25 protein-coding genes are annotated in these 24,875 nt (G+C 64.4%); 10 read left to right on the forward strand and 15 right to left on the reverse strand.

What is annotated here, in order from left to right; all coding sequences use genetic code 11:
- Nucleotides 1-107 precede the first annotated feature (107 nt).
- Entirely contained in the window at nucleotides 108-983 is an 876-nt protein-coding gene (gene kynA, locus ACWGXF_RS09290) for a tryptophan 2,3-dioxygenase (RefSeq protein WP_003067178.1), read from the reverse strand.
- 155 nt (nucleotides 984-1,138) lie between these two features.
- On the opposite strand from kynA, the gene ada reads away from it, so the two are divergent.
- A complete protein-coding gene (gene ada / locus ACWGXF_RS09295) occupies nucleotides 1,139-2,017 on the forward strand; it encodes a bifunctional DNA-binding transcriptional regulator/O6-methylguanine-DNA methyltransferase Ada (protein ID WP_057093128.1) in 879 nt (292 codons plus the stop codon).
- A 93-nt stretch (nucleotides 2,018-2,110) separates the two neighbouring features.
- Complete coding sequence (locus tag ACWGXF_RS09300; RefSeq protein ID WP_256631131.1) at nucleotides 2,111-3,100, forward strand: DNA-3-methyladenine glycosylase 2; 990 nt, start codon at nucleotides 2,111-2,113, stop codon at nucleotides 3,098-3,100.
- Between the two features lie 21 nt (nucleotides 3,101-3,121).
- Here the strand turns inward: ACWGXF_RS09300 and ACWGXF_RS09305 are convergent, their stop codons facing one another.
- Entirely contained in the window at nucleotides 3,122-3,697 is a 576-nt protein-coding gene (locus tag ACWGXF_RS09305; RefSeq protein WP_256631130.1) for a helix-turn-helix domain-containing protein, read from the reverse strand.
- 97 nt (nucleotides 3,698-3,794) lie between these two features.
- On the opposite strand from ACWGXF_RS09305, the gene ACWGXF_RS09310 reads away from it, so the two are divergent.
- On the forward strand, nucleotides 3,795-5,204 hold the full coding sequence (locus ACWGXF_RS09310; RefSeq protein WP_256631129.1) for an SLC13 family permease: 1,410 nt from the start codon (nucleotides 3,795-3,797) through the stop codon (nucleotides 5,202-5,204).
- A gap of 34 nt (nucleotides 5,205-5,238) precedes the next feature.
- Here the strand turns inward: ACWGXF_RS09310 and kynU are convergent, their stop codons facing one another.
- The 5 genes from kynU to ACWGXF_RS09335 all read right to left on the reverse strand — a co-directional run bounded on the left by kynU (nucleotide 5,239) and on the right by ACWGXF_RS09335 (nucleotide 10,397).
- Complete coding sequence (gene kynU / locus ACWGXF_RS09315) at nucleotides 5,239-6,546, reverse strand: kynureninase (protein ID WP_256631128.1); 1,308 nt, start codon at nucleotides 6,544-6,546, stop codon at nucleotides 5,239-5,241.
- A 140-nt stretch (nucleotides 6,547-6,686) separates the two neighbouring features.
- Complete coding sequence (kynB, locus tag ACWGXF_RS09320) at nucleotides 6,687-7,319, reverse strand: arylformamidase (RefSeq protein ID WP_054074615.1); 633 nt, start codon at nucleotides 7,317-7,319, stop codon at nucleotides 6,687-6,689.
- Between the two features lie 166 nt (nucleotides 7,320-7,485).
- Entirely contained in the window at nucleotides 7,486-8,865 is a 1,380-nt protein-coding gene (locus ACWGXF_RS09325; protein WP_256631127.1) for an amino acid permease, read from the reverse strand.
- 94 nt (nucleotides 8,866-8,959) lie between these two features.
- Nucleotides 8,960-9,760, reverse strand: a complete 801-nt coding sequence (locus ACWGXF_RS09330; RefSeq protein WP_256631126.1) for an AraC family transcriptional regulator — start codon at nucleotides 9,758-9,760, stop codon at nucleotides 8,960-8,962.
- Nucleotides 9,761-9,770: 10 nt separating this feature from the next.
- Nucleotides 9,771-10,397 carry a LysE family translocator gene (locus ACWGXF_RS09335; RefSeq protein ID WP_452101859.1) on the reverse strand — a complete coding sequence of 209 codons (627 nt, stop codon included), beginning with the start codon at nucleotides 10,395-10,397 and terminating at the stop codon, nucleotides 9,771-9,773.
- 228 nt (nucleotides 10,398-10,625) lie between these two features.
- Here ACWGXF_RS09335 and ACWGXF_RS09340 point away from each other — a divergent pair, with 228 nt between their 5' ends.
- Nucleotides 10,626-11,357 carry a Stp1/IreP family PP2C-type Ser/Thr phosphatase gene (locus ACWGXF_RS09340; RefSeq protein WP_012839463.1) on the forward strand — a complete coding sequence of 244 codons (732 nt, stop codon included), beginning with the start codon at nucleotides 10,626-10,628 and terminating at the stop codon, nucleotides 11,355-11,357.
- A gap of 22 nt (nucleotides 11,358-11,379) precedes the next feature.
- On the opposite strand, the gene ACWGXF_RS09345 is transcribed toward ACWGXF_RS09340, so the two are convergent.
- Nucleotides 11,380-11,700 (reverse strand): YkgJ family cysteine cluster protein, encoded by a 321-nt coding sequence (locus ACWGXF_RS09345; RefSeq protein WP_034353576.1) that lies wholly within the window; start codon nucleotides 11,698-11,700, stop codon nucleotides 11,380-11,382.
- 257 nt (nucleotides 11,701-11,957) lie between these two features.
- Between ACWGXF_RS09345 and ACWGXF_RS09350 the strand changes: the two genes are divergently transcribed.
- The 3 genes from ACWGXF_RS09350 to ACWGXF_RS09360 are packed head-to-tail and all read left to right on the forward strand — an operon-like array spanning nucleotide 11,958 to nucleotide 14,417.
- The gene (locus ACWGXF_RS09350) at nucleotides 11,958-12,284 is read left to right on the forward strand and encodes a FeoA family protein (RefSeq protein WP_256631123.1); all 327 of its coding nucleotides are present in this window, start codon (nucleotides 11,958-11,960) and stop codon (nucleotides 12,282-12,284) included.
- Nucleotides 12,281-14,209, forward strand: coding sequence for a ferrous iron transporter B (gene feoB / locus ACWGXF_RS09355; RefSeq protein WP_256631122.1), 1,929 nt, complete (start codon nucleotides 12,281-12,283; stop codon nucleotides 14,207-14,209). Before ACWGXF_RS09350 ends, feoB begins: the two co-directional genes overlap by 4 nt.
- A gap of 13 nt (nucleotides 14,210-14,222) precedes the next feature.
- Nucleotides 14,223-14,417 carry a hypothetical protein gene (locus ACWGXF_RS09360; RefSeq protein WP_003067100.1) on the forward strand — a complete coding sequence of 65 codons (195 nt, stop codon included), beginning with the start codon at nucleotides 14,223-14,225 and terminating at the stop codon, nucleotides 14,415-14,417.
- 153 nt (nucleotides 14,418-14,570) lie between these two features.
- On the opposite strand, the gene ACWGXF_RS09365 is transcribed toward ACWGXF_RS09360, so the two are convergent.
- From ACWGXF_RS09365 to ACWGXF_RS09380, 4 genes are all read right to left on the reverse strand, one after another.
- Nucleotides 14,571-14,936, reverse strand: a complete 366-nt coding sequence (locus tag ACWGXF_RS09365; protein ID WP_012839459.1) for a YkgJ family cysteine cluster protein — start codon at nucleotides 14,934-14,936, stop codon at nucleotides 14,571-14,573.
- 120 nt (nucleotides 14,937-15,056) lie between these two features.
- Nucleotides 15,057-15,320: a hypothetical protein gene (locus tag ACWGXF_RS09370; RefSeq protein WP_003067103.1), complete on the reverse strand. Its 264-nt coding sequence runs from the start codon at nucleotides 15,318-15,320 to the stop codon at nucleotides 15,057-15,059.
- Nucleotides 15,321-15,534: 214 nt separating this feature from the next.
- Nucleotides 15,535-16,455 carry an ornithine carbamoyltransferase gene (gene argF, locus ACWGXF_RS09375; protein ID WP_012839458.1) on the reverse strand — a complete coding sequence of 307 codons (921 nt, stop codon included), beginning with the start codon at nucleotides 16,453-16,455 and terminating at the stop codon, nucleotides 15,535-15,537.
- 18 nt (nucleotides 16,456-16,473) lie between these two features.
- Entirely contained in the window at nucleotides 16,474-17,670 is a 1,197-nt protein-coding gene (locus ACWGXF_RS09380) for an aspartate aminotransferase family protein (protein ID WP_034380459.1), read from the reverse strand.
- Nucleotides 17,671-17,906: 236 nt separating this feature from the next.
- On the opposite strand from ACWGXF_RS09380, the gene ACWGXF_RS09385 reads away from it, so the two are divergent.
- A complete protein-coding gene (locus tag ACWGXF_RS09385) occupies nucleotides 17,907-18,233 on the forward strand; it encodes a DUF3579 domain-containing protein (RefSeq protein WP_003052588.1) in 327 nt (108 codons plus the stop codon).
- 83 nt (nucleotides 18,234-18,316) lie between these two features.
- Here ACWGXF_RS09385 and ACWGXF_RS09390 read toward each other — a convergent pair whose 3' ends face one another.
- The 3 genes from ACWGXF_RS09390 to rpsT form a co-directional block, all read right to left on the reverse strand.
- Nucleotides 18,317-19,693, reverse strand: coding sequence for an MATE family efflux transporter (locus tag ACWGXF_RS09390; protein ID WP_256631120.1), 1,377 nt, complete (start codon nucleotides 19,691-19,693; stop codon nucleotides 18,317-18,319).
- Between the two features lie 112 nt (nucleotides 19,694-19,805).
- A complete protein-coding gene (mqo, locus tag ACWGXF_RS09395) occupies nucleotides 19,806-21,500 on the reverse strand; it encodes a malate dehydrogenase (quinone) (protein ID WP_046461553.1) in 1,695 nt (564 codons plus the stop codon).
- A 323-nt stretch (nucleotides 21,501-21,823) separates the two neighbouring features.
- The gene (gene rpsT / locus ACWGXF_RS09400) at nucleotides 21,824-22,117 is read right to left on the reverse strand and encodes a 30S ribosomal protein S20 (RefSeq protein WP_003052598.1); all 294 of its coding nucleotides are present in this window, start codon (nucleotides 22,115-22,117) and stop codon (nucleotides 21,824-21,826) included.
- 235 nt (nucleotides 22,118-22,352) lie between these two features.
- Between rpsT and murJ the strand changes: the two genes are divergently transcribed.
- Both murJ and ACWGXF_RS09410 read left to right on the forward strand, forming a co-directional pair.
- Complete coding sequence (gene murJ, locus ACWGXF_RS09405; RefSeq protein ID WP_012839454.1) at nucleotides 22,353-23,918, forward strand: murein biosynthesis integral membrane protein MurJ; 1,566 nt, start codon at nucleotides 22,353-22,355, stop codon at nucleotides 23,916-23,918.
- Between the two features lie 104 nt (nucleotides 23,919-24,022).
- On the forward strand, nucleotides 24,023-24,871 hold the full coding sequence (locus ACWGXF_RS09410) for a SirB1 family protein (protein ID WP_003070846.1): 849 nt from the start codon (nucleotides 24,023-24,025) through the stop codon (nucleotides 24,869-24,871).
- The last annotated feature ends 4 nt before the right edge of the window (nucleotides 24,872-24,875 follow it).

The raw sequence follows: 24,875 nt of genomic DNA on the forward strand, positions 1-24,875 counted from the left end.
TTGTTGTGATGTTAGGTTTTGCACGGAGCCTAAAGAATTCAGGCTGCCCGCGCTGTCACGAAAGAGCAGCAGGGGCAGCCTGAATGGCGATGGCCTTGATGACCGGCCTACAGCTCGGTGCGCAGGCTCCAGATCTCGGGGAACAGCACCACGTCCAGCATCTTCTTGAGATAGCTCACGCCGCCGGTGCCGCCCGTGCCGCGCTTGAAGCCGATGACGCGCTCCACCGTGGTCAGGTGGCGGAAGCGCCAGAGACGGAAGGCATCTTCGATATCGGCCAGCTTTTCTCCCAGCTGGTACAGATCCCAATACTTGTGCGGATCGCGGTAGACGGTGATCCAGGCCTGCTTCACGCCCTCGCTGGCCTCATAGGGCTGGGTCCAGTCGCGCTGCAGGCGGTCGGCAGGCACGGCGATGCCTTCGCGGGCCAGCAACTGCAGGGCCACGTCGTACAGCGATGGCGATTCGTAGGCGGCCTGCACCTGGGCCAGCAGATCGCTGCGGTGGGCGTGGGGCTGGAGCATGGCCGCGTTCTTGTTGCCCAGCGCAAACTCGATGCAGCGGTACTGGTAGCTCTGAAAGCCGCTGGAGTTGGCCAGATAGGGGCGCATGGCCGAGTACTCAGGCGGTGTCATGGTGGACAGCACGGTCCAGGCGCTGACCAGCTGCTCCATGATGCGCGAGACGCGCGCCAGCATCTTGAAGGCATCGGGCTTGGTTTCGCCCGATGCATTGGCAATGGCTGCCGTAGCCGCGCGCACCTCGTGCAGCATCAGCTTCATCCACAGCTCGCTGGTCTGGTGCTGCACGATGAACAGCATCTCGTCATGGGCGGGCGACAGCGGATGCTGGGCCGTGAGAATCTGGTCCAGATGCAGATAGTCGCCATAGCTCATGTCACGGCTGAAGTCGAGCTGTGCTTTCTCGTCGCGGACGATGGCTGCGCCGCCATGCAGGGGGCAACCGGAGGATTCATTCGTCATGGTCAAATCATCTTTGATAGGTCAGTGCGCGCAGCGTAACCGAATCCGGGCACACAAAGCCTGCAAGAACGTGGATGCAAGCTGCCATGGCTTTGCGTAAAGTCGGGCCAGTCACAGACCGATGACAGAAAACGCACTCAGCCGAGATTCACGCCATGCCCAGTCCTCTGCCTTCCACCGCCGCTGCAAATTCGCAAACAGATGAGCGCATGATCCAGTGCTGCCGCTGGCTGGAGAGCGAAGAGCCCATGCCCGCGCTGGAGGAACTGGCGCAGCGGCTGGGGCTCAGTCCCTGGCAGTTGCACCGCAACTTCAAGCGCGCCACGGGGCTTACGCCCAAGGCCTATGCCAAGGCCCATCGCGGCAGGCATGTGCGTGCCGCGCTGGCGCAGGAGGCCAGCGAGTCGGTCACCGATGCGGCCTATCTGAGCGGCTATGAAGCCAGCAGCAGCTTCTACAAGGACGCACCGGCCATGCTGGGCATGGCGCCGCAGTCCTATCGCAGGCGCGGCCAGGACCAGCGTATCCGCTTTGCCCTGGCCGAATGCTCGCTGGGCAGCCTGCTGGTGGCCAGCACCGACAAGGGCGTGTGCTGCGTGCTGCTGGGCGATGATCCCCATGCGCTGGTGGACGATCTGCAGCAGCGTTTTGCGGCGGCGCAACTGATCGGGGCCGACGCCCAGTATGAGCAGACCGTGGCCCAGGTGGTGGCCCTGATGGAGCAGCCCAGGCTGGGGCTGGCCCTGCCGCTGGATATTCAGGGCACGGCGTTTCAGCAGCGCGTGTGGCAGGCGCTGCAGAGCATTCCGGCCGGGCAGACCGTCAGCTACAGCGAACTGGCCCGGCAACTGGGCCAGCCCAGCGCCACGCGGGCCGTGGCCAGCGCGGTGGCGGCCAACCCGATTGCAGTGGCCGTGCCCTGTCATCGTGTGCTGCGCAACGACGGCAGCATCTCGGGCTATCGCTGGGGTGTGGAGCGCAAGCGTGCGCTGCTGCTGCGCGAGGCCCAGCAGGCCCGACTCAAGCTCTCTTAAAGAGAGCTGCCATCGCATGATCCTCAATGACTTTGAATTGATTTATATCCGAAATCATTGGTTGATGAGCGATAGCAGCTATGAATTTAATGAATGAAGCACAGGCGCGCTACGGCGCAGCCCCCTGTGATAGAAAACCGCATGCTGCTTGAAGTCTCCATTGCCCTGCCCGCGCGTTACCGCTTTGACGAATTCGTGCATTTCCATGATCGCGACGAGCAGCAACTGGCCGAGCGGGTCGATGCCGCTGCGCGCAGCCTGCACAAGGCCATCATGTGGAAGCGCAGCCCCGCCTTGCTGCAGCTGCAATGGCAGACCGGACAGGTGCAGGCCAGCTTGCATGCAGCGCACACAGAGCCGGCAGAGGCAGACCGGGCTGCGCTGCAGGCCATGGTGAAACGCATGCTGGGGCTGATCTACGCGCCCGGCCAGCTGGAGCTGGCGCATGGCGGCCACCGCGAGCTGGGCGCGCTGCTGTCGCGCCAGGCCGGCCTGCATGTACCCGGCTCGCCCACGCCCTTCGAGGCGCTGACCTGGGCCATCACCGGCCAGCAGATCACGGTGGCCGTGGCCGTTTCGCTGCGGCGCAAGCTGATCGCGCTGGCGGGCGAGCCGCTGGCGCAAGGCGGTGACATGCCGGCCCTGCACGCTTATCCCGATGCACAGCGCGTGGCGGCCTTGGGGCTGGACGCGCTGCGCGGCGCGGGCTTTTCCCAGGCCAAGGCCCAGACCCTGCTGGCCGTGGCCCAGGCCGTTGCCGAGGGGCAGCTGCCGCTGGACGACTGGGCCGCCCGCAGCGCCGCTGGCCATTGGCAGGAGCAGGATGTGGCCGCTGCCTCGGCGCAATTGCTGGCGGTCAAGGGCATAGGGCCGTGGACGGTGAACTACACCTTGCTGCGCGGTTATGGCTGGCCCGACGGCAGTCTGCACGGCGATGTGGCAGTGCGCCGGGCCATCGGTCTGCTTACCGGCAGCGACAAGCCCGACGCGCGTGCCGCCAGCGACTGGCTGGAACAGTTCAGGCCCTGGCGCGCGCTGGTGGCCGCGCACCTGTGGGCCTCGCTGGCCGACAGCGCCTATTGAGAGGCGGCAGGCGGCAGCGCTTCAGAGCGGCGGCGACAGCACCAGCAGCAGCAGGCGTGCGGGCTGGTCCGAGGCATTGGCCAGGCGGTGTTCGCTGTCCACCACCAGCGTGGCCGTGTCGCCCGCATGCAGCAGCACCTGCTCCTGGGCGGTGAAGACTTCGATGCTGCCTTCGAGCACATGAAAGACCTCGCGTGTGCCTGCGCGATGGGCCGCGAAATGGCTGGAGACCGCATGCGGCGGAAAGCGGTATTGCACGAGGTTCACACCCGCGCTGGGGCTGGCCAGGGCCAGGCGCTCCACGCCGCTGACCTCGTCGACAAAGCGCAGGTTCTCGCCGGCGCGCGTGATCTGCGCGCTGGGCGCGCTTTGCACCAGCTCGCCCAGCTCGCAGCCCAGACCTTGTGCAATCGCCATGGCATTGCGCAGGCTGGTGGCCAGCAGGCCGCGTTCCACGCGCGACAGCGCACCCGGTGAGACGCCGCTGGCCTGGGCCAGCTGATCCAGTGTGATGCCCAGCTGGGCGCGGCGCGCGCGGACGGCGGCGCCGAAAAGCGCATCCTGCTCCGATGCCTGCGATGCGGTGGTGGAGTTCAAGTCTGGCTCCTTGTCATGGCGTCTGTTCTTGTGTTGAAAATTTTCCTATGAGAAAATAATTTTGCGTATAGGAAATTATTTTTCGAGGATGAATGCAATGTACATGTTTATCAGTGCCTTGCCCGTGGCCACCGTCATCGCCGTCCTGCTGGCGGGCTGGCGCTCGCTGCATGCCGCAGCGCTGGGCGTGGCGGTGGCGCTGCTGGTGATTGCCGCAGCCTTTGCGCAGCCCGCTTCAGCATGGCTGGCCGCGGGCATGCACTGGGCGCCGGTGCTGCTGGAAGTGCTGCTGATCGTGGCAGGCGGGCTGCTGCTGTCCGAGGTGCTGCGCGCGTCGGGAGCGCAGAAGGCCCTGGCCGACTGGCTGCTGGCCAGGGCCGGCAGCGGCACGGGCGCCGTGCTGCTGGTGGTGCATGGCATCACGCCGTTTGCCGAGTCGGTCACCGGCTTCGGCGTGGGCGTGACCATAGGCATACCGCTGCTCGCGCACTTCGGCTTGCCGCCGCGCAAGGTGGTGCTCATCGGCCTGCTGGGCCTGTGCGCCGTGCCCTGGGGCTCCATGGGGCCGGGGACGCTGGTGGCAGCCACCATGGCGGGTCTGCCGTTCAAGGAGCTGGGTCAGGCTTCGGCCCTGGTCAGCGTGATTCCGTTTGTCATCACCGGCATGGCGGCGGCGGCTCTGGCGAGTGTGCCGGGCCGTCGCTGGCCGGCTCTGCTGCAGGGCCTGCTGTCGGGTCTGTTGCTGACGGCGGCCGTGGCTCTGATGAATACCCTGGCAGGCACGGCGCCCGCGGGGGCACTCGGTGCCTTGCTGGTGGTGGGCTGGCATCTGCTGCGGCTGCGCGTGTCGCAAGTGGACGCGGACAAGCCGCCCCTGAGCGCACCGGGGCGGCGTGCGCTGGCGGCCTATGCGCTGCTGCTGGGAGGCGTGCTGGCGGCGGCAGCGCTGCTGCGCACCCTGGATCTGCCCGCTGCCTGGCATGGGCTGGCTTCGCCGGGACTGTGGCTGCTGGTGGCGGCGGTTTTTTTCACGCGAGGCCGGCCGGCGCGCCCATCGCTGGCAAAGGTCTGGCGCTCCTGGCTGCAGGTGGCACCGGTCACGGCGCTGTTCATTGTGCTGGGCGTGCTGATGGCGGTTTCGGGCATGGCCGCGCAACTGGCCCAGGCGCTGGCCCGCAGCGGGTCGCTGTATCTGCTGGCTGCACCCTTTGTGGGAGCGTTGGGCGGCTTCGTGACCGGCTCCAATACCGGGGCGAATGCCATGTTCGCGGCCACGCAGGCCGAGATCGCCCAGGCGCTGGGCGCGCCGCTGCTGCCATTCATGGCCGTGCACAACGTCAGTGCCTCGTTGCTGCTCATGGCTTCGCCCGGCAAGGTGGAGATGGCCGTGCAACTGCTGGCGCAGGGGGCTGATCAGCGGCGCTGGGTGCAGCGAAGCGTGCTGATGCTGGATCTGGCCGCCGTGGCTCTGATGGGCGTGCTCAATTGGAGCTGGGCGCGGGCCTGACCGGATGCCGGCCGGCCCGCCCCCGGTGCCTGCCTCAGGTCACGGCGTGCACGGTATTGAACTCGGGCCGTTGCCATTCGCCCGATTCCAGCACCTGGCGCAGATGCTCGACGGCATTCCAGACATCGGCAAAGCCCACATACAGCGGCGTGAAGCCGAAACGCAGAATGTCCTTGTGCCTGCCCGTGCCGCCGTCGCCCTTGCGGAAGTCGCCGATCACGCCGCGTGCAATCAGCGCCTGGACAATGGCGTAGGCGCCGCTGCCCTGGCCATTCACGCCCAGGCCTTCTTCCCGGGTCAGGCAGACCTGGGAGCCGCGTGCCGCATGCTCGCGCGGTGTCGCCAGACCCAGGCCGTGGCCCTGGCAGCGCTCTTCCACGAGCTGGATGAACAGATCGGTCAGCTCCAGCGATTTCTGTCGCAGCGCGGCCATGCCTCCGAAAGCCTCGGCTTCGGTGTAGATGTCGATGCCGCATTGCAGCACGCTCATGCTGATCATGGGCTGGGTGCCGCAGAGATAGCGCTGTATGCCCTGGGCGGGGTGGTAGTCGGGCACGAACTTGAAGGGTTCGGCGTGGCCGAACCAGCCCGACAGCGGTTGCCAGAAGCGGTTGATCAGGCGTGGATGCGCCCAGACAAAGGCCGGCGCGCCGGGGCCGCCGTTGAGGTATTTGTAGCTGCAGCCCACGGCAAAGTCGGCATCGGCGCCCTTGAGGTCCACGGGCACGGCGCCTGCGCTGTGGCACAGATCCCAGACGCAGAGAATGCCTTTGGCATGGGCGGCGGCCGTGACGGCTGCCATATCGTGCATGGCACCCGTGCGGTAGTTGACATGGGTGAGCATGGAGATCGCCACGTCGGTCTGCAGCGCGCCGGCGATTTCCTCGGGCTCGAGCAGTACCAGCTCCAGGCCGTATTCCTGACACACGGACTGGGCGATATAGAGATCGGTGGGGAAGTTGCTGCGCTCGCTGATCAGCTTTTTGCGGCCGGGCGCATCTTCGCGGGCAATGCGTGCAGCAGCGCTCAGCACCTTGTAGAGATTGATGGAGGTGGTGTCGGTGAACACCAGCTCGCCCTGGCCCACGCCCAGCCAGGGTGCGAACTGGTTGCCCAGGCGCTCGGGCAGCGTGATCCAGCCCGCCTTGTTCCAGGAGGTGATGAGGTCCTGGCCCCATTCCTGCGTCACCACTTCGGCCGCGCGCGCGGCGGCGGCCTTGGGCTGGGCGCCCAGGGAATTGCCGTCCAGGTAGATCATGCCCTGGGGCAGGGCAAAGCGTTCGCGCAGCGCGCGCAGCGGGTCCTGGGCGTCCAGAGCCTGGCAGTCTTGCAAAGTGGTCATTGTCTTCCTTCTCTCATTTTGATAGCTACTGACGATGATTGTGTCTACGCCAGAGCCGGTTCTGATTCAAATATGGCTGGACTCGAATTCGCCCATTGTGTCCGAGACCGGGGCGGCCCCGCTGCCTCGCACCAAGCGCATCAGAGCAGGCTGCGCAACACGGCACGCACCGGCGAGGCATCGGCTTCGATGAGCTTGAGCGGCAGAGCGATCAACTCATAGTCACCCTCGCTAACCTCGTCGAGCACCAGGTTCTCCAGCACGCGCAGGCCGCGCTGGCGGATCACCATATGGCTGTCCAGGCTCTTGCTGCTGGCGGGGTCTATGCTGGCAGTGTCTATGCCGATCAGCTTGACGCCGAGGTCGGCCAGCTTTCGCACGGTTTCGGGGGCATAGGCGGCGAGGTCGGCATCCCAGCCGGTGGGCGCTTTCTCGTAGGTGCGCACCAGCACGCGCGCGGGCAGGCCGGCATCGATGGCGTGCGCTATGTGACTCCATTCGATCAGCGGCCCGCAGCCCATGGCGTGGATCACGCGGCAGGGGCCCAGAAAGGCATCCAGATCGACGGCGCCAATGGCCGCGCCCTGCGCATCGTAGTGCAGCGGCGCATCGGCATGCGCGCCCACATGGGGCGAGAGATGAATGGCGCTGACATTGACCGGGCAGCCCGGGCCAATGCTGGCCACCCATTCCTGGCTATAGGGCGTGTCGCCCGGGAACACCGGTGCGGCAGGATGAATGGCAGGAGAAATATCCCAGATCTGGCGTGTCATGGTGCAACTAGCAATATGTGTATTTCAGCGGGAGCGTGACAAGTAGCGCAGCCTATGTCAAAGACACCGAGCAAGGGCCGCCCCGCAGCGATGGTGTCGTCCCCCTCCCATAGCGCGCAGCGCGTAGAGAGAGGGGGAAGCGGCGGGGCCGCCTAGGCAAAGCCGCTCAGGGGGTGACCTTCTTCTTCCTATACCAAAGAGCATAGACCAGTACCAGCACGATCAGAAACGGTACGCCCACCAGCACGGTGGTGTGGAACTCCTTGGTAAACAGCGTGGTGACGATCACGCCCGCCATCAGCAAGGCGCCGACCAGGGTCAGCACGGGAAAGCCCCACATGCGGAACTCCAGCTTCTGGCCCGGGTGTTCGCGTTGCCAGCGCGGGCGGAAGAACAGATGGGTCACGAACACCATGAACCAGGCAAACATGGCGCCGAACATGGCGATCGACATCATCAGCTCCAGCGACTGCTCGGGCTTGAGCACGTTGAGCACCATGGCCACGGCCATGCCCAGGCAGGAGACGGCAATTGCGCCCAGCGGCACGCCGCTTTTGCTGAGTTTGCTCAGGCCCTTGGGGGCATAGCCGCCGCGCGAGAGGCTGAACATCATGCGCGAGGTGACGTAGAGCTGGCTGTTCATGGCCGACAGCGAGGCCAGCAACACCACGAAGTTGAGGGCCGCGGCCGCGCCGGGGATCTGCAAAATCTCCATCACCTTGACGAACGGGCTCTTGTCCGTGCCCGCATGGCTCCAGGGTACGACGGCCAACATCAGTGCCAGCGACAAGAGATAGAACAGCACCAGGCGCAGCACCGTGGTGCGGAAGGCGCGGGTCACGGCCTGCTTGGGGTTCTGGGCTTCGCCGGCGGCAATGGCAATGGATTCCAGGCTCAGATAGCTGAAGATGGCCACGATCACGCCCACCCAGGTGCCCCACCAGCCGTTGGGGAAGAAGCCGCCGTCGACAAAGTAGTTGTCGAAGCCCACGCCCTCGGGCCGGGTGCCGAAGACCACATAGGCGCCGATCAGGATGAAGGCCACGATGGCAATCACCTTGACCATGGAGAACCAGTACTCGACCTGGCCGAAGGCCTTGACGCTGGTGGCATTGACGGCGGCCAGCAGGACCGAGAACAGCGCCACCCAGATCCATGGGTCCACCATGGGGAACCAGTAGGCCATGTACTTGCCCACAGCCGTGACCTCCATGCCCACGGCCAGCACCACGGCTCCCCAGTAGGCATAGCGCACCACAAAGCCGGCCAGCGGACTGATGTAGTGCTCGGCGTAGGCGCCGAAGGAGCCCGAGGTGGGGTGGGCCACGGTCATCTCGGCCAGGCATCCCATGAGCAGCAGGCCGATGAAGGCGCCGATGGCGTAGCTGATGAGCACGCTGGGGCCGGCAAAGCCGATGGCAAAGGCGCTGCCCATGAAGAGACCGGTACCGATGGCGCCACCGATGGCGATCATGGTCATCTGGGCCGAGTTCAGGTGCTGCTGCAAGCCTGCCTCGCGTTGCTGAATACTGTCAAAGTTGGCCATTGCTGACTTGCGCGTGCGAAAAATCGAAGCGGCAAGTATCCCGCGAATGACCGGCTGCGGCGGCGTGGCGGCGAATGTCCCTGACCCGGCCGGCTCAGCGCTGCGTGCCGGCGTAGTTGCCGGGCGTCAGCGCATGATGGGCCTTGAAGGCGCGCTGCATATGGGCCTGATCGGCAAAGCCCATCTGGTGAGCGACCGAGGCCAGGGGCTCGCCCTGGGCCAGCAGGTGGCGCACGCCATTGAGGCGCAGGTTGAGGCGGTAGGCCCCGGGCGTGACGCCGGTGACGGCCCTGAAGCGGCGGATGAAACGGCTGGGGCTCATGCCGCAGCGCAGGGCCAGGGCCTGGACGCTGGTTTCGTCTTCGGGGCTGCGGTGCATGTGTTGCAGCGCAGGCAGGACGGCATCGGGCGGCTGGGGCTCTGGGGCAGGGGAGTCGGCGGCACGGCCCAGCAGCTGCAGGAAATCCGTCAGCGATTGCTCGTGCTGCCGCAGCTGCGCATCCGTGGCGCTGCCGGCAAGCGGCTGGCAGAGACGGTCTGCCCAGCGCGAGATTTCTGGCTTGTGCAGCGCGCGCCGTGCAAAGCGCAGGCCGCCGACGCCGAGCCGCTCATGAACCCAGTCGGCCTGCACGAACAGCATACGGTAAGACCAGGGCTGCAATATCTCGGGGTTGCAGGCATGCCAGTGGCCGGGCTCGATCAGCACCACGCTGCCAGCGCTCAATGCTTCGGGGCCATCGTCATGCAGAAACAGGGTCTCGCCCTCATCCACGATGCCTATGGAGTACTGCGCGTGCGCATGCAGCCGGTAGCTGTAGCAGGACTGGCGGCTGATGCGCAGCTCGGCCCAGGGGAGGGCCGGGTGGCGGTGGAAATGGTGGCTGGGGGCTGGCATGACGGCCTCATCATGCCAGCATGCTGACCACGCTTGCCACCAGCACCATGGCCAGGGCCTGGTTCAGCCGCCGCTGACGCAGGGGCGTGCTCAGCCATTGGGTCAGTGCATGGCCCAGCGCGGCCCAGCAGCCAACGCCGAGCAGGCAGGCCAGCAAGGAGACGGCGCAAAACAACAGCAATGCAGCAGGCAGCGAGACCTGCTGCGCCGCCAGAGGGGCCACAAACATGCCGATGCCCGAAAGCGCCACCAACCAGGCCTTGGGGTTGAGGCTCTGAATGGCAATGCCTTGCACGAACGCTCCGCCTGGACCGGCCGGCAGTGATGTGGGAGCGCTCTCCCTGGCCGCCCGGCCATGGGCCCCGGGGGCATTGGCCAGCTGCCAGGCCAGCCAGAGCAGATAGAGAGCACAGACACGCGGCGCCCAGCGCAGCAGCTCTGGCTGCTTGAGCAGCCATTGCCCGCTCTGGCCCATCAGCCAGACGATGACGGCGTAGCTGACGCTGGCTCCCAGTACATAGCAGAAGGCGGCGCCAGCGCGGCCGTTGCCATGGCGCAGGGCCAGCACGTTCACCGGCCCTGGCGTGATGGTGCCGGCGAGTGCAAATCCGGCCATGGCCAGAACAGAAGAAAGCATGGACAAACCTGAAACAAGAGATCGCCAGTCTGAGTCCTTGGCCGTTCCAGGTATTGAACAAAATTGCGCCTTTGCTTGGTTAACAAGTGCAAAACGGTGTCTTTTTCAGACAAGGAGCGAAGCTAACTTGCGTTACGCTTGAATGCTTTCGCGAACCTGACCCCCGTCCCATCTTCCATGTCATCCGCAGCAGCTTCTAGCCCATCCCGAGTCTGGCCGGCCGTACGCATGGTGGGGCGTGCCGACATGGGTCGCCAGCGCAGCAATAACGAAGACTCGGTGGGGCTGGAGCCGCAGGCCAGGCCCTGGCCGGTTGCCGTGCTGGCCGACGGCATGGGCGGCTATAACGCGGGCGAGGTGGCCAGCGTCATGGCTGTGGAGCTGATCACGACCAGCGTGCAGCACGGTCCGGCCGCCGATGAATCCATGCTGGCAGCACAGTGCGAGCTGACGGACTCTCTGCACATGGCCAATACGGCCATCTATGCCGCCGCGCAGTCCACGCCCGGCTGCAGCGGCATGGGCACCACGGTGGTGGCCGCCCTGGTGCTGGCGAGCGAAGTGCTGATTGCCCATCTGGGCGACTCCAGGGCCTATGCCTGGCGTGCCGGCCGGCTGCAGCGCCTGACGCGCGACCATTCGCTGGTGCAGCAGGATATCGATGCCGGCCTGATCAGCGAGGCCGATGCCAGGACCTCGCGCTACGGCCATCTGGTGACTAGAGCGTTGGGCGTGATGCCCCAGGTGGAGCCGGAGCTGAACCACTGGCCGCTGCAGCAGGGTGACCGCATCCTGCTGTGCTCGGACGGCCTGACCGATATGCTGAGCGACGCCAGCCTTGCCTCCCTGTTCGAGGAAAACCTGCCGCTGGAGCGGTTGCAGGAGGCCTTGATCGAGGCGGCCAATGCCGCGGGAGGCAAGGACAATATCGGCGTGGTGCTGATTGAGCAGGGCGCCTGATCCCCGGATCTGACCGGGACTCTTAGATCAGACCGCTTTCCAGCGGAGGCAGCTGATGGCGCTGGCGCACGCGGTTGCAGGCGTCCGAGCCCGCGGCGAACTCCCGGCAAGGGGAGGGGCGCCATTCATAAATGCCGCAGTACGCCTTCTCTCCCACCTTGCCCACCAGAGCTGCACAGCGTGGCCTGGCCCAGTCCGTGCCGCGCATGCGGCAGGTGTAGTCGGTGACTTCCTCAACCAGCCCTGCGGGGACACTGCCCCCATGCTCCTGGGACTCGTGCACGGAAAAATCGACACGAAAGGACGCACAGCAGGCGCCGCAGCTAAGGCAGGGGTGGGTCATGGGAAGGCGGAGTTTTTCCGGTGGGGCGGCGATTTTCGCAGCTGTGCAAATCCTTTGGTTGTGCCGGGCCGCAGATTTGTCAACCGCGCCGCTCAATACCCGCCCAAAAGTCCATGCTGCTGGTGCCAATTCGCCACCGTTGTGCACCAATCGCCTACAGTAAATGGAAAATGAGAATCAAAATCAATTAATAATGCGCTATGAGTTCTTTGCAGTCCCCCTCGGCGAGGTCTGAGGCAGTGTCAGTTACTTCGTCCATGAATGCTCTTTCTGTTCAAGCGTCTGAATCCGGCGTGCCATCTTCCAGCGCTGCCGCCGCGGCCACCGGGCCCATCATGGGCCTGGATCAGCTGGTGGTGAATCAGCCGGCCCGGGTGGTGGATCTGGCTTCCTCCGAAGGCGAGGATGAAAGCCTGTTGCTCAGACTCATGGAAATCGGCTTTCTGCCCGGTGAGTCCGTGCGCGTCGTTGCCACCGGCTTTCCCGGCCCCGACCCGCTGGCCGTGCGCATAGGCCAGGCGACGTTTGCGCTGCGCCGCCACGAGGCGTCCCAGGTGCTGGTGCAGCTGGAGGCCGCAGCATGAACGCGCGCGAATCCCAGATCACCATGATGAGCCCTCAAGCTGCGGAGCAGGCGCCCCTGCGTGCCGCGCTGCTGGGCAATCCGAATTGCGGCAAGACGGCGCTGTTCAATCTGCTGACCGGCGCGCGCCAGAAGGTGGCCAACTACGCGGGCGTGACCGTGGAGCGCAAGGAAGGCTGGCTGAGCACGCCCGGCAAGCGCCGCGTGCGCGTGCTGGACCTGCCCGGCACCTACAGCCTCGATGCGCACAGCGAGGACGAGCGCATCACGCGCGACATCGTCAAGGGCCAGCATCCGCGCGAAGCGCCGCCCGAGCTGCTGGTCTGCGTGACCGATGCCACCCATCTGCGCCTGAACCTGCGTCTGGTGCTGGAAGCGCGCGCTCTGGGCTTGCCCATGGTGGTGGTGCTCAATATGAGCGATATGGCGCGTCGCCAGGGACTGGTCATCGACAAGGCCAGGCTCAGCGAGCTGCTGGGCGTGCCCGTGGTGGAGAGCGTGGGCGTGCATCTGTCCGGCGCCAAGGATTTGCTGGCCTGGCTGGACAGCGAGCAGGCCAGGCAGCTCAAGGCGCCGACGCTCGAAGGCCAGTTCAAGCCCGTGACGGGAAGCAACTCGCGCGCCCAGCTGCTGGCCCTGCACCAGCAGGTAGCCGAGATCATGCGCCAGACCGTGCAGGAGCCCGCGGCTCCCACGCAGCGTGACGATCGCATCGACTCCGTGGTGCTGCACCCGCTGTGGGGCACGCTGCTGCTGGTGGTGACTCTGTTCCTGATGTTCCAGGCCGTGTTCAGCTGGGCCGAGCCCCTGATGGACGGCATCGAAGGCCTGGTCAGCGACTTCGGCCAGTGGGTGCATGGCGTGATGCCCGATGGCGTGCTGCGCAGCCTGCTGGTGGACGGCGTGATTGCCGGCACAGGCTCGGTGGTGGTCTTTTTGCCGCAGATCCTGATTCTGTTCTTCTTCATCCTGGTGCTGGAAGACTCGGGCTATCTGCCGCGCGCCGCCTTTTTGCTGGACCGCATCATGGGCAGCGTGGGCCTGTCCGGACGCTCCTTCATCCCGTTGCTGTCCAGCTTTGCCTGTGCCGTGCCCGGCATCATGGCCACGCGTTCGATCTCCAGCTGGCGCGACCGTCTGCTGACCATCATGATCGCGCCGCTGATGACCTGCTCGGCACGCCTGCCCGTGTACACGCTGCTGATCGGCGCCTTCATCCCCGAGCAGACCGTGGCCGGCTTCTTCAATCTGCAGGGCCTGGTGCTGTTTGCCCTCTATGTGGGCGGCATCGTCAGTGCCATGGCCGTGGCCTGGGTGGGCAAGCTGGCCACCAAGGTCAAGACCCGCACGCCGCTGCTGATGGAGCTGCCTTCCTACCGCATCCCCAGCCTGCGCAGCCTGGTGCTGGGCCTGTACGAGCGGGCCATGATCTTCCTGCGCCGCGTCGGCGGCATCATTCTGACCGTCAGCATCGTGCTGTGGTTCCTCTCCAGCTACCCAGGTGCTCCCGAGGGCGTGACCGAAGGCGCGATTCGCTACAGCTTCGCGGGCCAGATCGGCCGTGCGCTGGAAGTGGTGCTGGCACCCATCGGCTTCAACTGGCAGATCGCCATTGCGCTGGTGCCCGGCATGGCCGCACGCGAGGTGGCGGTGGGTGCGCTCGGTACGGTGTATGCGCTGTCGGCCGTGGGCGATGACGCCATGGCCCAGCAGCTGAGCCCGCTGATCGCCAGCAGTTGGTCGATGGCGACCGCGCTGTCGCTGCTGGTCTGGTTTGTGTTTGCGCCCCAGTGCATCTCCACGCTGGCCATGGTCAAGCGCGAAACCAATGGCTGGCGCTATCCGCTGCTGATGGCCGGCTATCTGTTTGCTCTGGCCTATCTGGCCAGCTTTGTGACCTATCGCGTCGCCGTGGCCCTGGGCTGAGAAAGGATTGTCTATGTGGCAGGAACTGATAGTGGGCGCCATCGTGCTGGTGGCCGCCGTGTCGCTGGCCTGGCGTTTCATGCCCGCCGGTCTGCGCAGCAAGCTGACGCGGGTTCATCCTTCGCTGGCGCCTGCGGGCAAGAGCGGCAGTTGCGGCGGTTGCAGCGCCTGTGGTGGCGACAGCTGCTCGGATACGCGCAAGGCTTGAACATAGGCGGAGCCTGACCGCATCAGCTAAAAATATAGCTGCCTGCGCTTGCTATCTATACATTTCAGATGCTTTTATATCTGAAGTCGTTGATTGGCAAGCGCGGGCAGCTTTTTATTTGGTAGCGATAGTGCTTGCGGGCTTGCCGAAAGCTCAGGCGGCTTCCAGCCAGGGCTGGACTTCTTCCTCGCTCAGTGCCGACAGGCCGAACTTCTGGCGTGTGTCATGGCAGCCGTAGGAGGCAAACGGAAAGTCGCGGCAGGGGCGCGAGCGCTGCTCGTAAATGCCGCAGCCTATGCAGCCCGCGCCGACCTCGGGCAGCTCGCGCAGCGCCACGCAGCGCACCGGGTGGCGCTCCGTGCCGTTCATGCGTGCGCGATTGCCTTTGCCGGGCACTTCATGGGCAAGCTCATCGGGGACGGTGCCGCCCATGGATTGCAGCTCGTAAATGGAAAACTCAACGCGGTAGTTCTGGCAGCAGGCGCCACAGTTCAGGCAGGGGTGGACGGATTCGGACATCGGGTTTCTTCAAGGATTCAGGCATCGGGGTCGCGCCGTCCTCCTCCGGGAAGGACGGCTTTCTAGGGAACAGAGGGAAACCGGCGCACAGGGCTGTCTGCGGCTTCCGGTGCCGAGCCACTAGGTATGGCCTTGAAGAAACTTCAGATAGAAGGTGTGGATGCGTACATAAAGCGCACGCACGCGCGCGGCAAAGGATTTGCGCGGGCCGAAGAAGGAAGGCACGCGCGTGTGGCGTGCCATATGCGGCTGGCGCAGCGCCAGCAGGCCGCCGCGCTGGCCGTAGCGGGCATCGCCCTGGGTGGGGCGCAGCGGAAACAGAAACACCGCCAGCTGGCGCAGGGCCCGCTGGCGGTGTGGGGATGTGATGTGGCTCAGGTGCATGGGTGTGGTGGTATGCAGATGAGCCCGGACGTGCCGAATCAGCCTGGCTGGCGGCCCAGCAGCAGGTACTCCATGAGAGCCTTTTGCACATGCATGCGATTTTGGCTTTGGCACGCGGCATGCTGCCGCTTCACACCCGCGAAGCGGGTATGAGCCTGCGCCCGAATCGCATGCTGGCTCTGGCGAGCCGTCGCGTGCACCGATGTCTTCGCCATCAGTCCACGCGACCCAGCAAAAGGTACTCCATGAGAGCCTTTTGCACATGCATGCGATTCTCGGCCTCGTCCCAGACCACGGATTGGGGACCGTCTATGACTTCGGCTTCCACTTCCTCGCCGCGGTGGGCGGGCAGGCAGTGCATGAACAGGGCATCAGCCTTGGCCGAGGCCATCATCTCGGCATCCACGCACCAGTCGGCAAAAGCCTTCTTGCGCGCCTCGTTCTCGGCTTCGTAGCCCATGCTGGTCCAGACATCGGTGGTGACCAGATCGGCGCCCTTGCAGGCTTCGAGAGGGTCCTTGAACACCTTGTAGCAGCCGGGGTTGACGGGCTTGCCGTTGAAGGCCAGCTGCTCGTCCACCTCGTAGCCGCCGGGTGTGCTGACATGAACTGTGAAGCCCAGCAGATCGGCGGCCTGCAGCCAGGTGTTGGCCATGTTGTTGCCGTCGCCCACCCAGGCCACCACCTTGCCCTTGATCGAGCCGCGGTGCTCGATGAAGGTGAAGATGTCGGCCAGGATCTGGCAGGGGTGGAACTCGTTGGTCAGTCCGTTGATGACGGGCACGCGCGAGTACTGGGCAAAGCGCTCGATCTTGTCCTGACCGAAGGTGCGGATCATGACCAGATCGGTCATGCGGCTGATGACGCGTGCGCTATCTTCAATCGGCTCGGAGCGGCCCAGCTGGCTGTCGCCCGTGGTCAGGTGGACCACGGAGCCGCCGAGCTGGTACATACCGGCTTCGAAGCTGACGCGGGTGCGCGTGCTGGCCTTCTCGAAGATCATGGCCATGGTGCGGTCGATCAGCGTGTGGTGCTTCTCGTAACCCTTGAACTTTTTCTTGATCAGGGCGGCACGTTCCAGCAGGTAGTCGTATTCATCTGCCGTGAAGTCGCTAAATTGCAGGTAATGCTTCATGCGGAATTCCTTGGAGGATCAGGCAGCCAGAATAGCTTGAACCAGGGGCTTGAGCCTGGCGACGATTTCGTCGGCTTCGGCCTTGCTCAGGATCAGCGGCGGCACCAGGCGAATCACGGTGTCGGCGGTCACGCTCAGCAGCAGGCCGGCTTCTGCGGCCTGGCCAATCAGCTCGCCACAGGGCTTGGTCAGCTCCACGCCAATCATCAGGCCCTGGCCGCGCACTTCGACGAAGCCTTCGAGGCTGCCCAGTTCAGCCTGCAGTTTAGCTTTCAGATATTCACCCACTTCAGTGGTATGAGCCAGCAGGCCGTCTTCCTCCATGATGCGGATGGTTTCCACCCCGGCGCGCATGGACAGAGGGTTGCCGCCAAAGGTGGAGCCATGGTTGCCTGCCTTGAGCACTTCGGCAGCCGCCTTGTGCGCCACTACGGCGCCCACGGGCACGCCAGAGCCCAGTCCCTTGGCCAGGGTCATCACATCGGGGGTGATGCCGGCCCACTGGTGGGCAAACCATTTGCCGGTGCGGCCCATGCCGGCCTGCACCTCGTCCATGATTAGCAGCCAGCCCTTGGCATCGCACAGCTCGCGCACCTTCTTGAGATAGTCGGCGCGCATGGGGTGCAGACCGCCTTCGCCCTGGATGGGCTCCATCATGATGGCGACGATGTTGGGATTGCCTTCGGTTGCATCGATCAGGGCTTCGTAATCATTGGGTGCGATGCGGGTGAAGCCAGCGAGCAGATCGCCAAAGCCGTTGCGTACCTTGGGGTTGGCCGTGGCGCTCATGGTGGCGATGGAGCGGCCGTGGAAAGCATGGTCATAGACCACGATTTCGGGCTTGGCAATGCCCTTGTCCACGCCGTATTTGCGGGCGATCTTGATCGCGGCCTCGTTGGCTTCCAGGCCGGTGTTGCAGAAGAACACATTGGTCATGCCCGAGCGCTCGGTCAGCAGCTTGGCCAGGGTTTCCTGGCCGGGCACATGGTAGTAGTTGCTGGTGTGGATCAGCTTGGCCACCTGCTCTTGCAGGGCAGGCACCAGCTTGGGGTGGTTGTGCCCCAGGGTGTTGACGGCAATGCCGCCCAGCGCGTCCAGGTATTCCTTGCCGTTCACGTCCCAAACGCGGCAGCCCTGGCCGCGCTCCAGCGCGATGGGTACGCGGCCGTAAGTGGGCATAACGTGGGGCGAAGCTGCCTCGATGAAAGCGGTCATTGCAAGAATCTCCTGAGAAGGAAGGTCAACGGCGCACGGTGGCGCCTGAAAAATGAGAGCTTTGATTCTAGAGTGCCCGGATAACCCCAACATTGCGGATTGCGCATCGCTGCCATGCAATCAACCTACGCCATTGTGGGGTTGACAGCATGGCTCTTATACAAGAGTTAGAATGCTTGTTTAGGCATGTTGGCGGGGATCCCGCCTGGTTGCCGGATCTTTTTGGCGAATATTTGATGGTTACCCCTTCCAGCAAAGAACTGTTCATCATGGGTATGACCCATGCCGGAAAAACCTTTCGACCCAGTGACTGGGCCGAGCGCTTGGCCGGTGTCATGAGTCAGTTTCGCCCTGGTGGAGCCTGCGCCGGAAGCCATCTGAGCTACTCTCCCTGGTGCGTGCCTACGGTGATGAACGGCACCAAATGCGTGGTCATCAACCGGGATCTGCGCGACTACGAGCCCATGGCCTGGGACTTCTGCTTGAACTTCGCCAAGGACAACGATCTGCAAGTGGCCGAGGCCTGCCTGCTTCCTGACAAGCTGCCAGCCGGCAAGAAGTGATTTTTCAGGTGCCAAGAGGCGCCGCGCAAACGACAAAGGCTTCCAGGGGAAGCTTTTTTTGTATCTGTGTGCTGCGGGCGGGGCTAGTTCTGCGCTGTCGTGCTGTCCAGCAGCCGTGACCGGTGCCACGGGCCCCAGCGGTAGTAGGCGATGGACAGCAGCATGGATGCCAGCGCGCTGAGCGGAAAACTCCACCACAGCGCATCCTGCCCCCACAGCGGCTGCAGCCTCCAGGCCAGGGGCAGGCGCAGGCCCCAGAGCGTCAGGGCCAGGATGGCCAGGGGCGCCAGCACTGCACCCGTGGAGCGCACCACGCCGGCCAGCACGCTGCTCACGCCCAGCAGCATGAACGAGCCCAGCACGATGCGGTTGAGATGGCGTGCAGGCTCCAGGGCCGTGCTGCCCTCGGGCAGGAACAGGGCCAGCACGGATCGGTCGCAGGCCAGAATCAGGGCCACGCAGGCGCCGGTCAGCAACAGGTGGCAGGCCACGCCGGCACGCGCCGTACGCGCCACGCGCGGCCAGTGACCGGCGCCCACGTTCTGGGCGGCGATGGTGGTGCAGGCCGAGGCCACGGCAATGGCCGGCATCTGGACATAGGTCCACAGCTGCAGGGCTGCGCCGTAGGCGGCCGAAACCTGGGCGCCATGGGTGTTGATCAGGGCCAGCATCAGCACCAGGGAGAGTGAGAGCAGCAGCATCTGCAGGCCCATGGGCAGGCCCTTGATGACCAGGCAGCGCAGCAACTCAGGCACAGGCCGCCAATGGCGGCGCTGGCGCCAGCCTATCCACAGCGGCAGGCGCTGCCAGCGCAGCCAGGCCAGCAGGCCCGCAAGGCCGAGGCTGTTGGCCACCAGAGTGGCCAGGGCCGAGCCCGCCATGCCAAGGCCTGGCAGGGGGCCGGCGCCGAAAATGAACAAGGGGTTGAGCAGGGCATCGCCCAGGGCCACGCCCAGCAGGGCCACGAAAGGCGTGCGACTGTCGCCTGTGCCGCGGAGCACGGCGGCCACGAAGATCAGCAGCAGCATGGGCGGCAGCGCGAGAAAGAGCACGCGCAGATAGTCCACGGCCAGTGCGGCGGTGGCAGGCTCGGCCCCCATGATGCCCAGCATGGGGGCGGCCAGCGGCCAGCCCAGGGCGGCCATCAGCAGGGACATGCCCAGAAACAGGCTGGCACTGGTGCCTGTGATGCGGCGGGCCAGGGCCCAGCGGCCCGCGCCCACGGCCTGAGCCACCAGCAGATTGGCGGCCTGGCTGATGCCGAAGACCAGAGCAATCAGCGCAAACAGCAGATTGTTGGCATGCACGGCCGCAGACAGCGCACTCTCGCCCAGATGGCGTCCGATCCAGAAGGCATTGACCGAGGTATTGAGCGACTGCAGCACATAGCCGCCCCACAGTGGCAGGGAAAAACGCAGCAGGGCGCGGCCTATCGGTGCGTGAGTCAGTGGCTGGTGCATGGGGAAAAGGAAGTTGCAGAGCACCAAGCGGAGGGACTCTGCAAGAAAAAACCCCGCGCGGCACAGGCCGGCGGGGCGGGCACCGGCGGGGCCGGTGCGGGGAGGGCTGGGCTTAGAGCGCCTGCATTTCCTTGTTCAGCTGGGTGGGGTTCTGGGGAGCGGCAGCAGGCGCGGGAGCCGCTTCGGCCTTTTTGCCCAGATCGGCAGGAACATCCACATAGGGCAGCTTCAGGGCCGAGCTGGTCATGCGGCGGATCTCGTTGGTATAGGCGGCATCCTCGTTGATCTTGCGGCCGTAGGAGGGCACGATCTGCTGGATGTGAGCCTTCCACTCGGTGCTGGCCATCTGCTCGGGGAAGGACTTCTTGAGCAGGTTCAGCATGATGTGGGGAGCGGTCGAGGCGCCGGGCGAGGCACCCAGCAGGGCGGCAATGCTGCCGTCTTCCGAGCCCACGATTTCGGTGCCGAACTGCAGCACGGCGCCTTTTTCAGGGTCGCGCTTGATGATTTGCACGCGTTGGCCGGCGGTGACCAGCTTCCAGTCCTCGCGCTTGGCTTCGGGGAAGTACTGGGCCAGCACGGCCTGACGGTCGGCGTCGGTCAGCTCGGCCTGCTGCATCAGGTACTGGACCAGGTCCAGGTTGTGGATGCCCACGCGCAGCATGCCCATCAGATTGTCATGGGTGACCGAGGAGAACAGGTCCCACCAGGAGCCGTTCTTGAGGAACTTGGTGGTGGCCAGTGCAAAGGGGCCAAACAGCACCACGGGCTTGCCGTCGAGCTGGCGGGCGTCCAGATGGGGCACGGACATGGGAGGCGAGCCGGTGGAGGCAATGCCGTAGGCCTTGACGTCGTGGCGCTTGGCCAGCTCGGGGTTCTCGATGGCCAGGAACTGGCCGCCCACGGGGAAGCCGGCGTAGTTCTTGGATTCGGGGATGCCCGAGGCCTGCAGCAGCTTGAGTGCGGCACCGCCGGCACCGACGAAGACGAACTTGGCCTTGACGGTCTTTTCCTGGCCGCCCTTGGCCAGATCGGCCACGGTCACGTTCCAGGTCTTGTCGGCGTTCTGGCGCAGGGCCGTGACTTCGCTTTGCAGGTGCAGCTGGAAGTTGGGGCCCTTCTGGAGCGAGGCCATCAGCTGCTCGGTCCAGACGCCATGGTTCACGTCGGTGCCCAGGGGCATATAGGTGGCGGCGATCTTCTGGGCCGGGTCGCGGCCTTCGATCATCAGCGGGGCCCACTTCTTGATCTGTGCCTGGTCTTCGGAGTACTCCATGCCGTAGAACAGGGGGTTCTGGACCAGGGCTTGCTGGCGCTTCTTGAGGAAGGCGATGTTGTCATCACCCCAGACGAAGCTCATATGGGGCGTGGCGTTCACGAAAGTCTCGGGCGACTGCAGGTGGCCGCGGCCGACCTGGTGGGCCCAGAACTGGCGCGTCACCTCGAACTGCTCGGCAATGCTCACGGCACGCTTGGTTTCCACGCTGCCGTCGGGCAACTGGGGCGTGTAGTTGAGCTCGGCAAAGCCGGAGTGGCCGGTGCCGGCGTTGTTCCAGCCGTTGGAGCTTTCCAGGGCCACGCCGTCCAGGCGTTCGAAGACCTCGATCTTCCAGTCGGGCTGCAGTTCCTGCAGATAGGTGGCCAGCGTCGTGCTCATCACGCCGGCGCCTACCATCACCACATCAACGGGCTGCTCGTTCTCGGCCTTGGGCACGGAGCGAGGGAATATTGGCCAAAACAAAAATAACAGCGCGGCCAGGACCAGGGCCGCGACGGCTCCCAGTCCTGCTTTGATCGACTTTTTCATGACTTTTTCTAGACTTGACTATCAAAAAAGCCTGCGGGCAGGCGGCAGGCTTTTTGCGAAGATACGGGGCAAGTCCTATAAAAGACATGAGACTCCCCGACCTGGGGATTGTCCTAGGGAAGTCAAAATATGACGCTAATCAATTCGTATTAGGGTGCTTTGTGCTAGGTGTGAGGCGCGTCTGTGCATGCCTTGATGAGGCAGTCATGTCGGGCACAGGCAACAAAAAAACCGCCCTGAGGCGGTTTTGATGTTTTTGCTGACAGCGCACCCGTTACAAACGGCAGATGACCGAAGTCATCCGTGCTTGAGGGAGGCTGGTATTAGGCAGCCAGAGCCAGGGTCTTGACCTTGGCGGACAGGCGGCTCTTGTCGCGAGCTGCCTTGTTCTTGTGGAAGATGCCCTTGTCAGCGATCGCGTCGATCACGGACTGAGCCTTGGCAAACAGTTCAGCTGCCTTGGTCTTGTCGCCGGCCACAACAGCCTTCTCGACATTCTTGACAGCAGTACGGTACTTGGAACGCAGCGAAGTGTTCGCAGCGTTCAGCTTGACGTTCTGGCGGGCGCGCTTGCGGCCAGAAGCCAGGCGGGGGTTCTTTTTGGCTTTAGTTGCCATGATTTATTTCCTTGTGTGTCTGAGGATGATGTCAGCAAAACCGTGGATTGTATCACCCCCTGTGCGGCTTTGCCGCTTCCCCCTTTAAGGGGGACGACATCCTCGCGGCGGGGCGGCCCTTGCTCGATGTCTCTGTGTTGGGCCGTGTCTGGTTTGAGATCGCTGGATTGCTACAGAGTGAAAAGCGCCGCAAATCAGCCTGCAGCGCTTGGCATGAACGCATACACTTCGCTGCGTGTCACTGTTCAAAGCCGCCTCCACCGTATCCCTGATGACGCTGGCCTCCCGTGTTTCGGGGCTGGTTCGCGATCTGCTCATGGCCTCCATGTTTGGAGCCAATGCCCTCACAGACGCGTTCAATGTCGCCTTCAGAATTCCCAACCTGTTCCGGCGCCTGTTCGCCGAAGGGGCTTTCAGCCAGGCCTTTGTGCCGGTGCTGGCCGCGAGCAAGACCCGGGATGGCGAGGAGGCCACGCGCCACCTGATCAGCCATGTCGCAACCATGCTGTTCTGGGCTCTGCTGGTGGTCTGCGTCTTGGGCGTGATCGGCGCGCCGCTGCTGGTCTGGCTGCTGGCCAGCGGCATGCGCCAGTCACCCGACGGCTATCACGCAGCCGTGGTGATGACGCGCTGGATGTTCCCCTATATCGGCTTTATGTCGCTGGTGGCTCTGTCGGCAGGCATTCTCAATACCTGGAAGAAGTTCGCGGTGTCGGCAGCCACGCCCGTGCTGCTCAATATCAGCATGATCGTGGCGGCTCTGCTGGGAGCCCCCTGGTTCGAGAAGCAGGGCATAGAACCCATCTATGCCATGGCTGGCGGCGTGATGCTGGGCGGCGTGCTGCAACTGGCGGTGCAGATTCCCGCGTTGCGTTCCATGGGGCTGATGCCGCGCATCGGCTTCTCGTACGCAGCCATTCGCGCAGCCTGGGACGAGGCGGGTGTGCGTCGCATCCTGGCACTGATGGGGCCGGCGCTGCTGGGGGTAGGGGTGGCCCAGGTCTCATTGATGATCAACACCCAGATAGCTTCCTATATGGCGCCCGGAAGCGTGACCTGGTTGTTCTATGCCGACCGTCTGATGGAGTTTCCCACGGCCTTGCTGGGCGTGGCTCTGGGGGTGGTGCTGACGCCGCAGCTGGCTTCAGCCAAGGCGGCAGGTGATGGCGAGCGCTATTCCAATATGCTGGACTGGGGTCTGCGCCTGGTTGTGCTGCTGGCCGTGCCCTGCGCCGTGGGGCTGCTGACCTTTGCCACGCCGCTGGTGGCCACGCTATTCCATCGCGGTGCCTTGCATGACAGCGATGTGGGGCAGATTGCCCTGGCTCTGATGGGCTACGGCGCCGGCCTGCTGGGCCTGGTGGCCATCAAGGTGCTGGCGCCCGGCTACTACGCCAGCCAGGACATCCGCACACCCGTGAAGATTGCAATCGTGGTGCTGGTGATTACGCAGTTGCTCAATCTGGTGCTGGTGCCCTGGCTCAAGCACACCGGGCTGGCCCTGTCCATCGGCCTGGCTGCACTGGTCAACGCGAGCTGGCTGCTCACGGGTTTGTTGCGTCGCGGTACCTACAAGCCCAGGCCGGGCTGGTTGAAGTTCATCGTGCAGGTGATTGCGGCCAGTGCCTTGCTGGCGGTGCTGCTGCTCTGGGGCAGTCAGCACTTCGACTGGGTGGGCTTGCGCAGCAATGGCTTGCTGCGCGCAGGTCTGCTGGCTGCCATGATGGTTGGTGCCGCCGTGCTTTACTTTGGCGTGCTGATGCTGTCGGGCCTGAATCTGCGTCAATTGCTGCGCCGTTAAAGCTTGAGCTGCTCATGGAAAAGTGAGCGGTCAGCGCAGGTTTTACAGGCGTATCAAGGGGATTTCGCTTGCATGACCTGCCAAGGCGGCTTACAAATCAGCCTATGAGCTGGACGATAGACGAGTACCCCACGGCCCTGCAGTATTTTGCGTCTTTGGTGCAGAGTGATGAAAACTTTGCCTTGATGGAAGCCGCCATCAGCATTGCTCAGGATGCCGAACCTGATCTTGACCTGCAGGCCGTGCTGGCCGAGCTGGACAGGCTGCAAGTGCGTTTGGTGCAGCGTCTGGCCGGCGAGGAGGACGGTTTGCGCAAGCTCGGTGCGCTCAACAAGTTCTTCTATGGCGAGCTGGGCTTTGCCGGCAACCTCAACAACTATTACGACCCTGCCAACAGCTACATCCACCATGTGCTGCAGACAAGGCGCGGCATTCCCATCAGCGTGGCACTGGTCTGGCTGGAGCTGGCTGCCGGCATCGGTCTGACGGTGGAGGGCATAGGCTTTCCAGGGCATTTTCTGGTCAAGGTCATGCTGCCGCAGGGGCAGGTGGTGCAGGATCCGTTGACAGGCGACTCCTACTCCGCAAGCGCCTTGGCAGAGCGCCTGCAGCCGTTTCTCGATCAGGCCGGTATTTCACCCGATGATGCGCCGCCGCTGGGGCTGTATCTGCAGGCCGCTCATCCGCGAGATGTCGTGGCGCGCATGCTGCGCAATCTGCAGGAGATTCATCAGGTCCAGAAAGACTGGCCCATGCTGGTGGCCGTGCTCAATCGCCTGATCCTGCTGCAGCCTGGCCGCGAGGAGCTGTTCCGGGACCGCGGCATGGCGTATGCCCAATGGGGAGTGATTGAAAGAGCGCTATCGGATCTGGAGCGTTATGCGCCTGCCGCACAAGGGCAGGAGGCCGATTACATCGCCAAAACCATTGCCCGGCTGCGCCGCGCAGGTTGAGCGT

The sequence above is a fragment of the Comamonas sp. HJ-2 genome, from assembly GCF_053615495.1.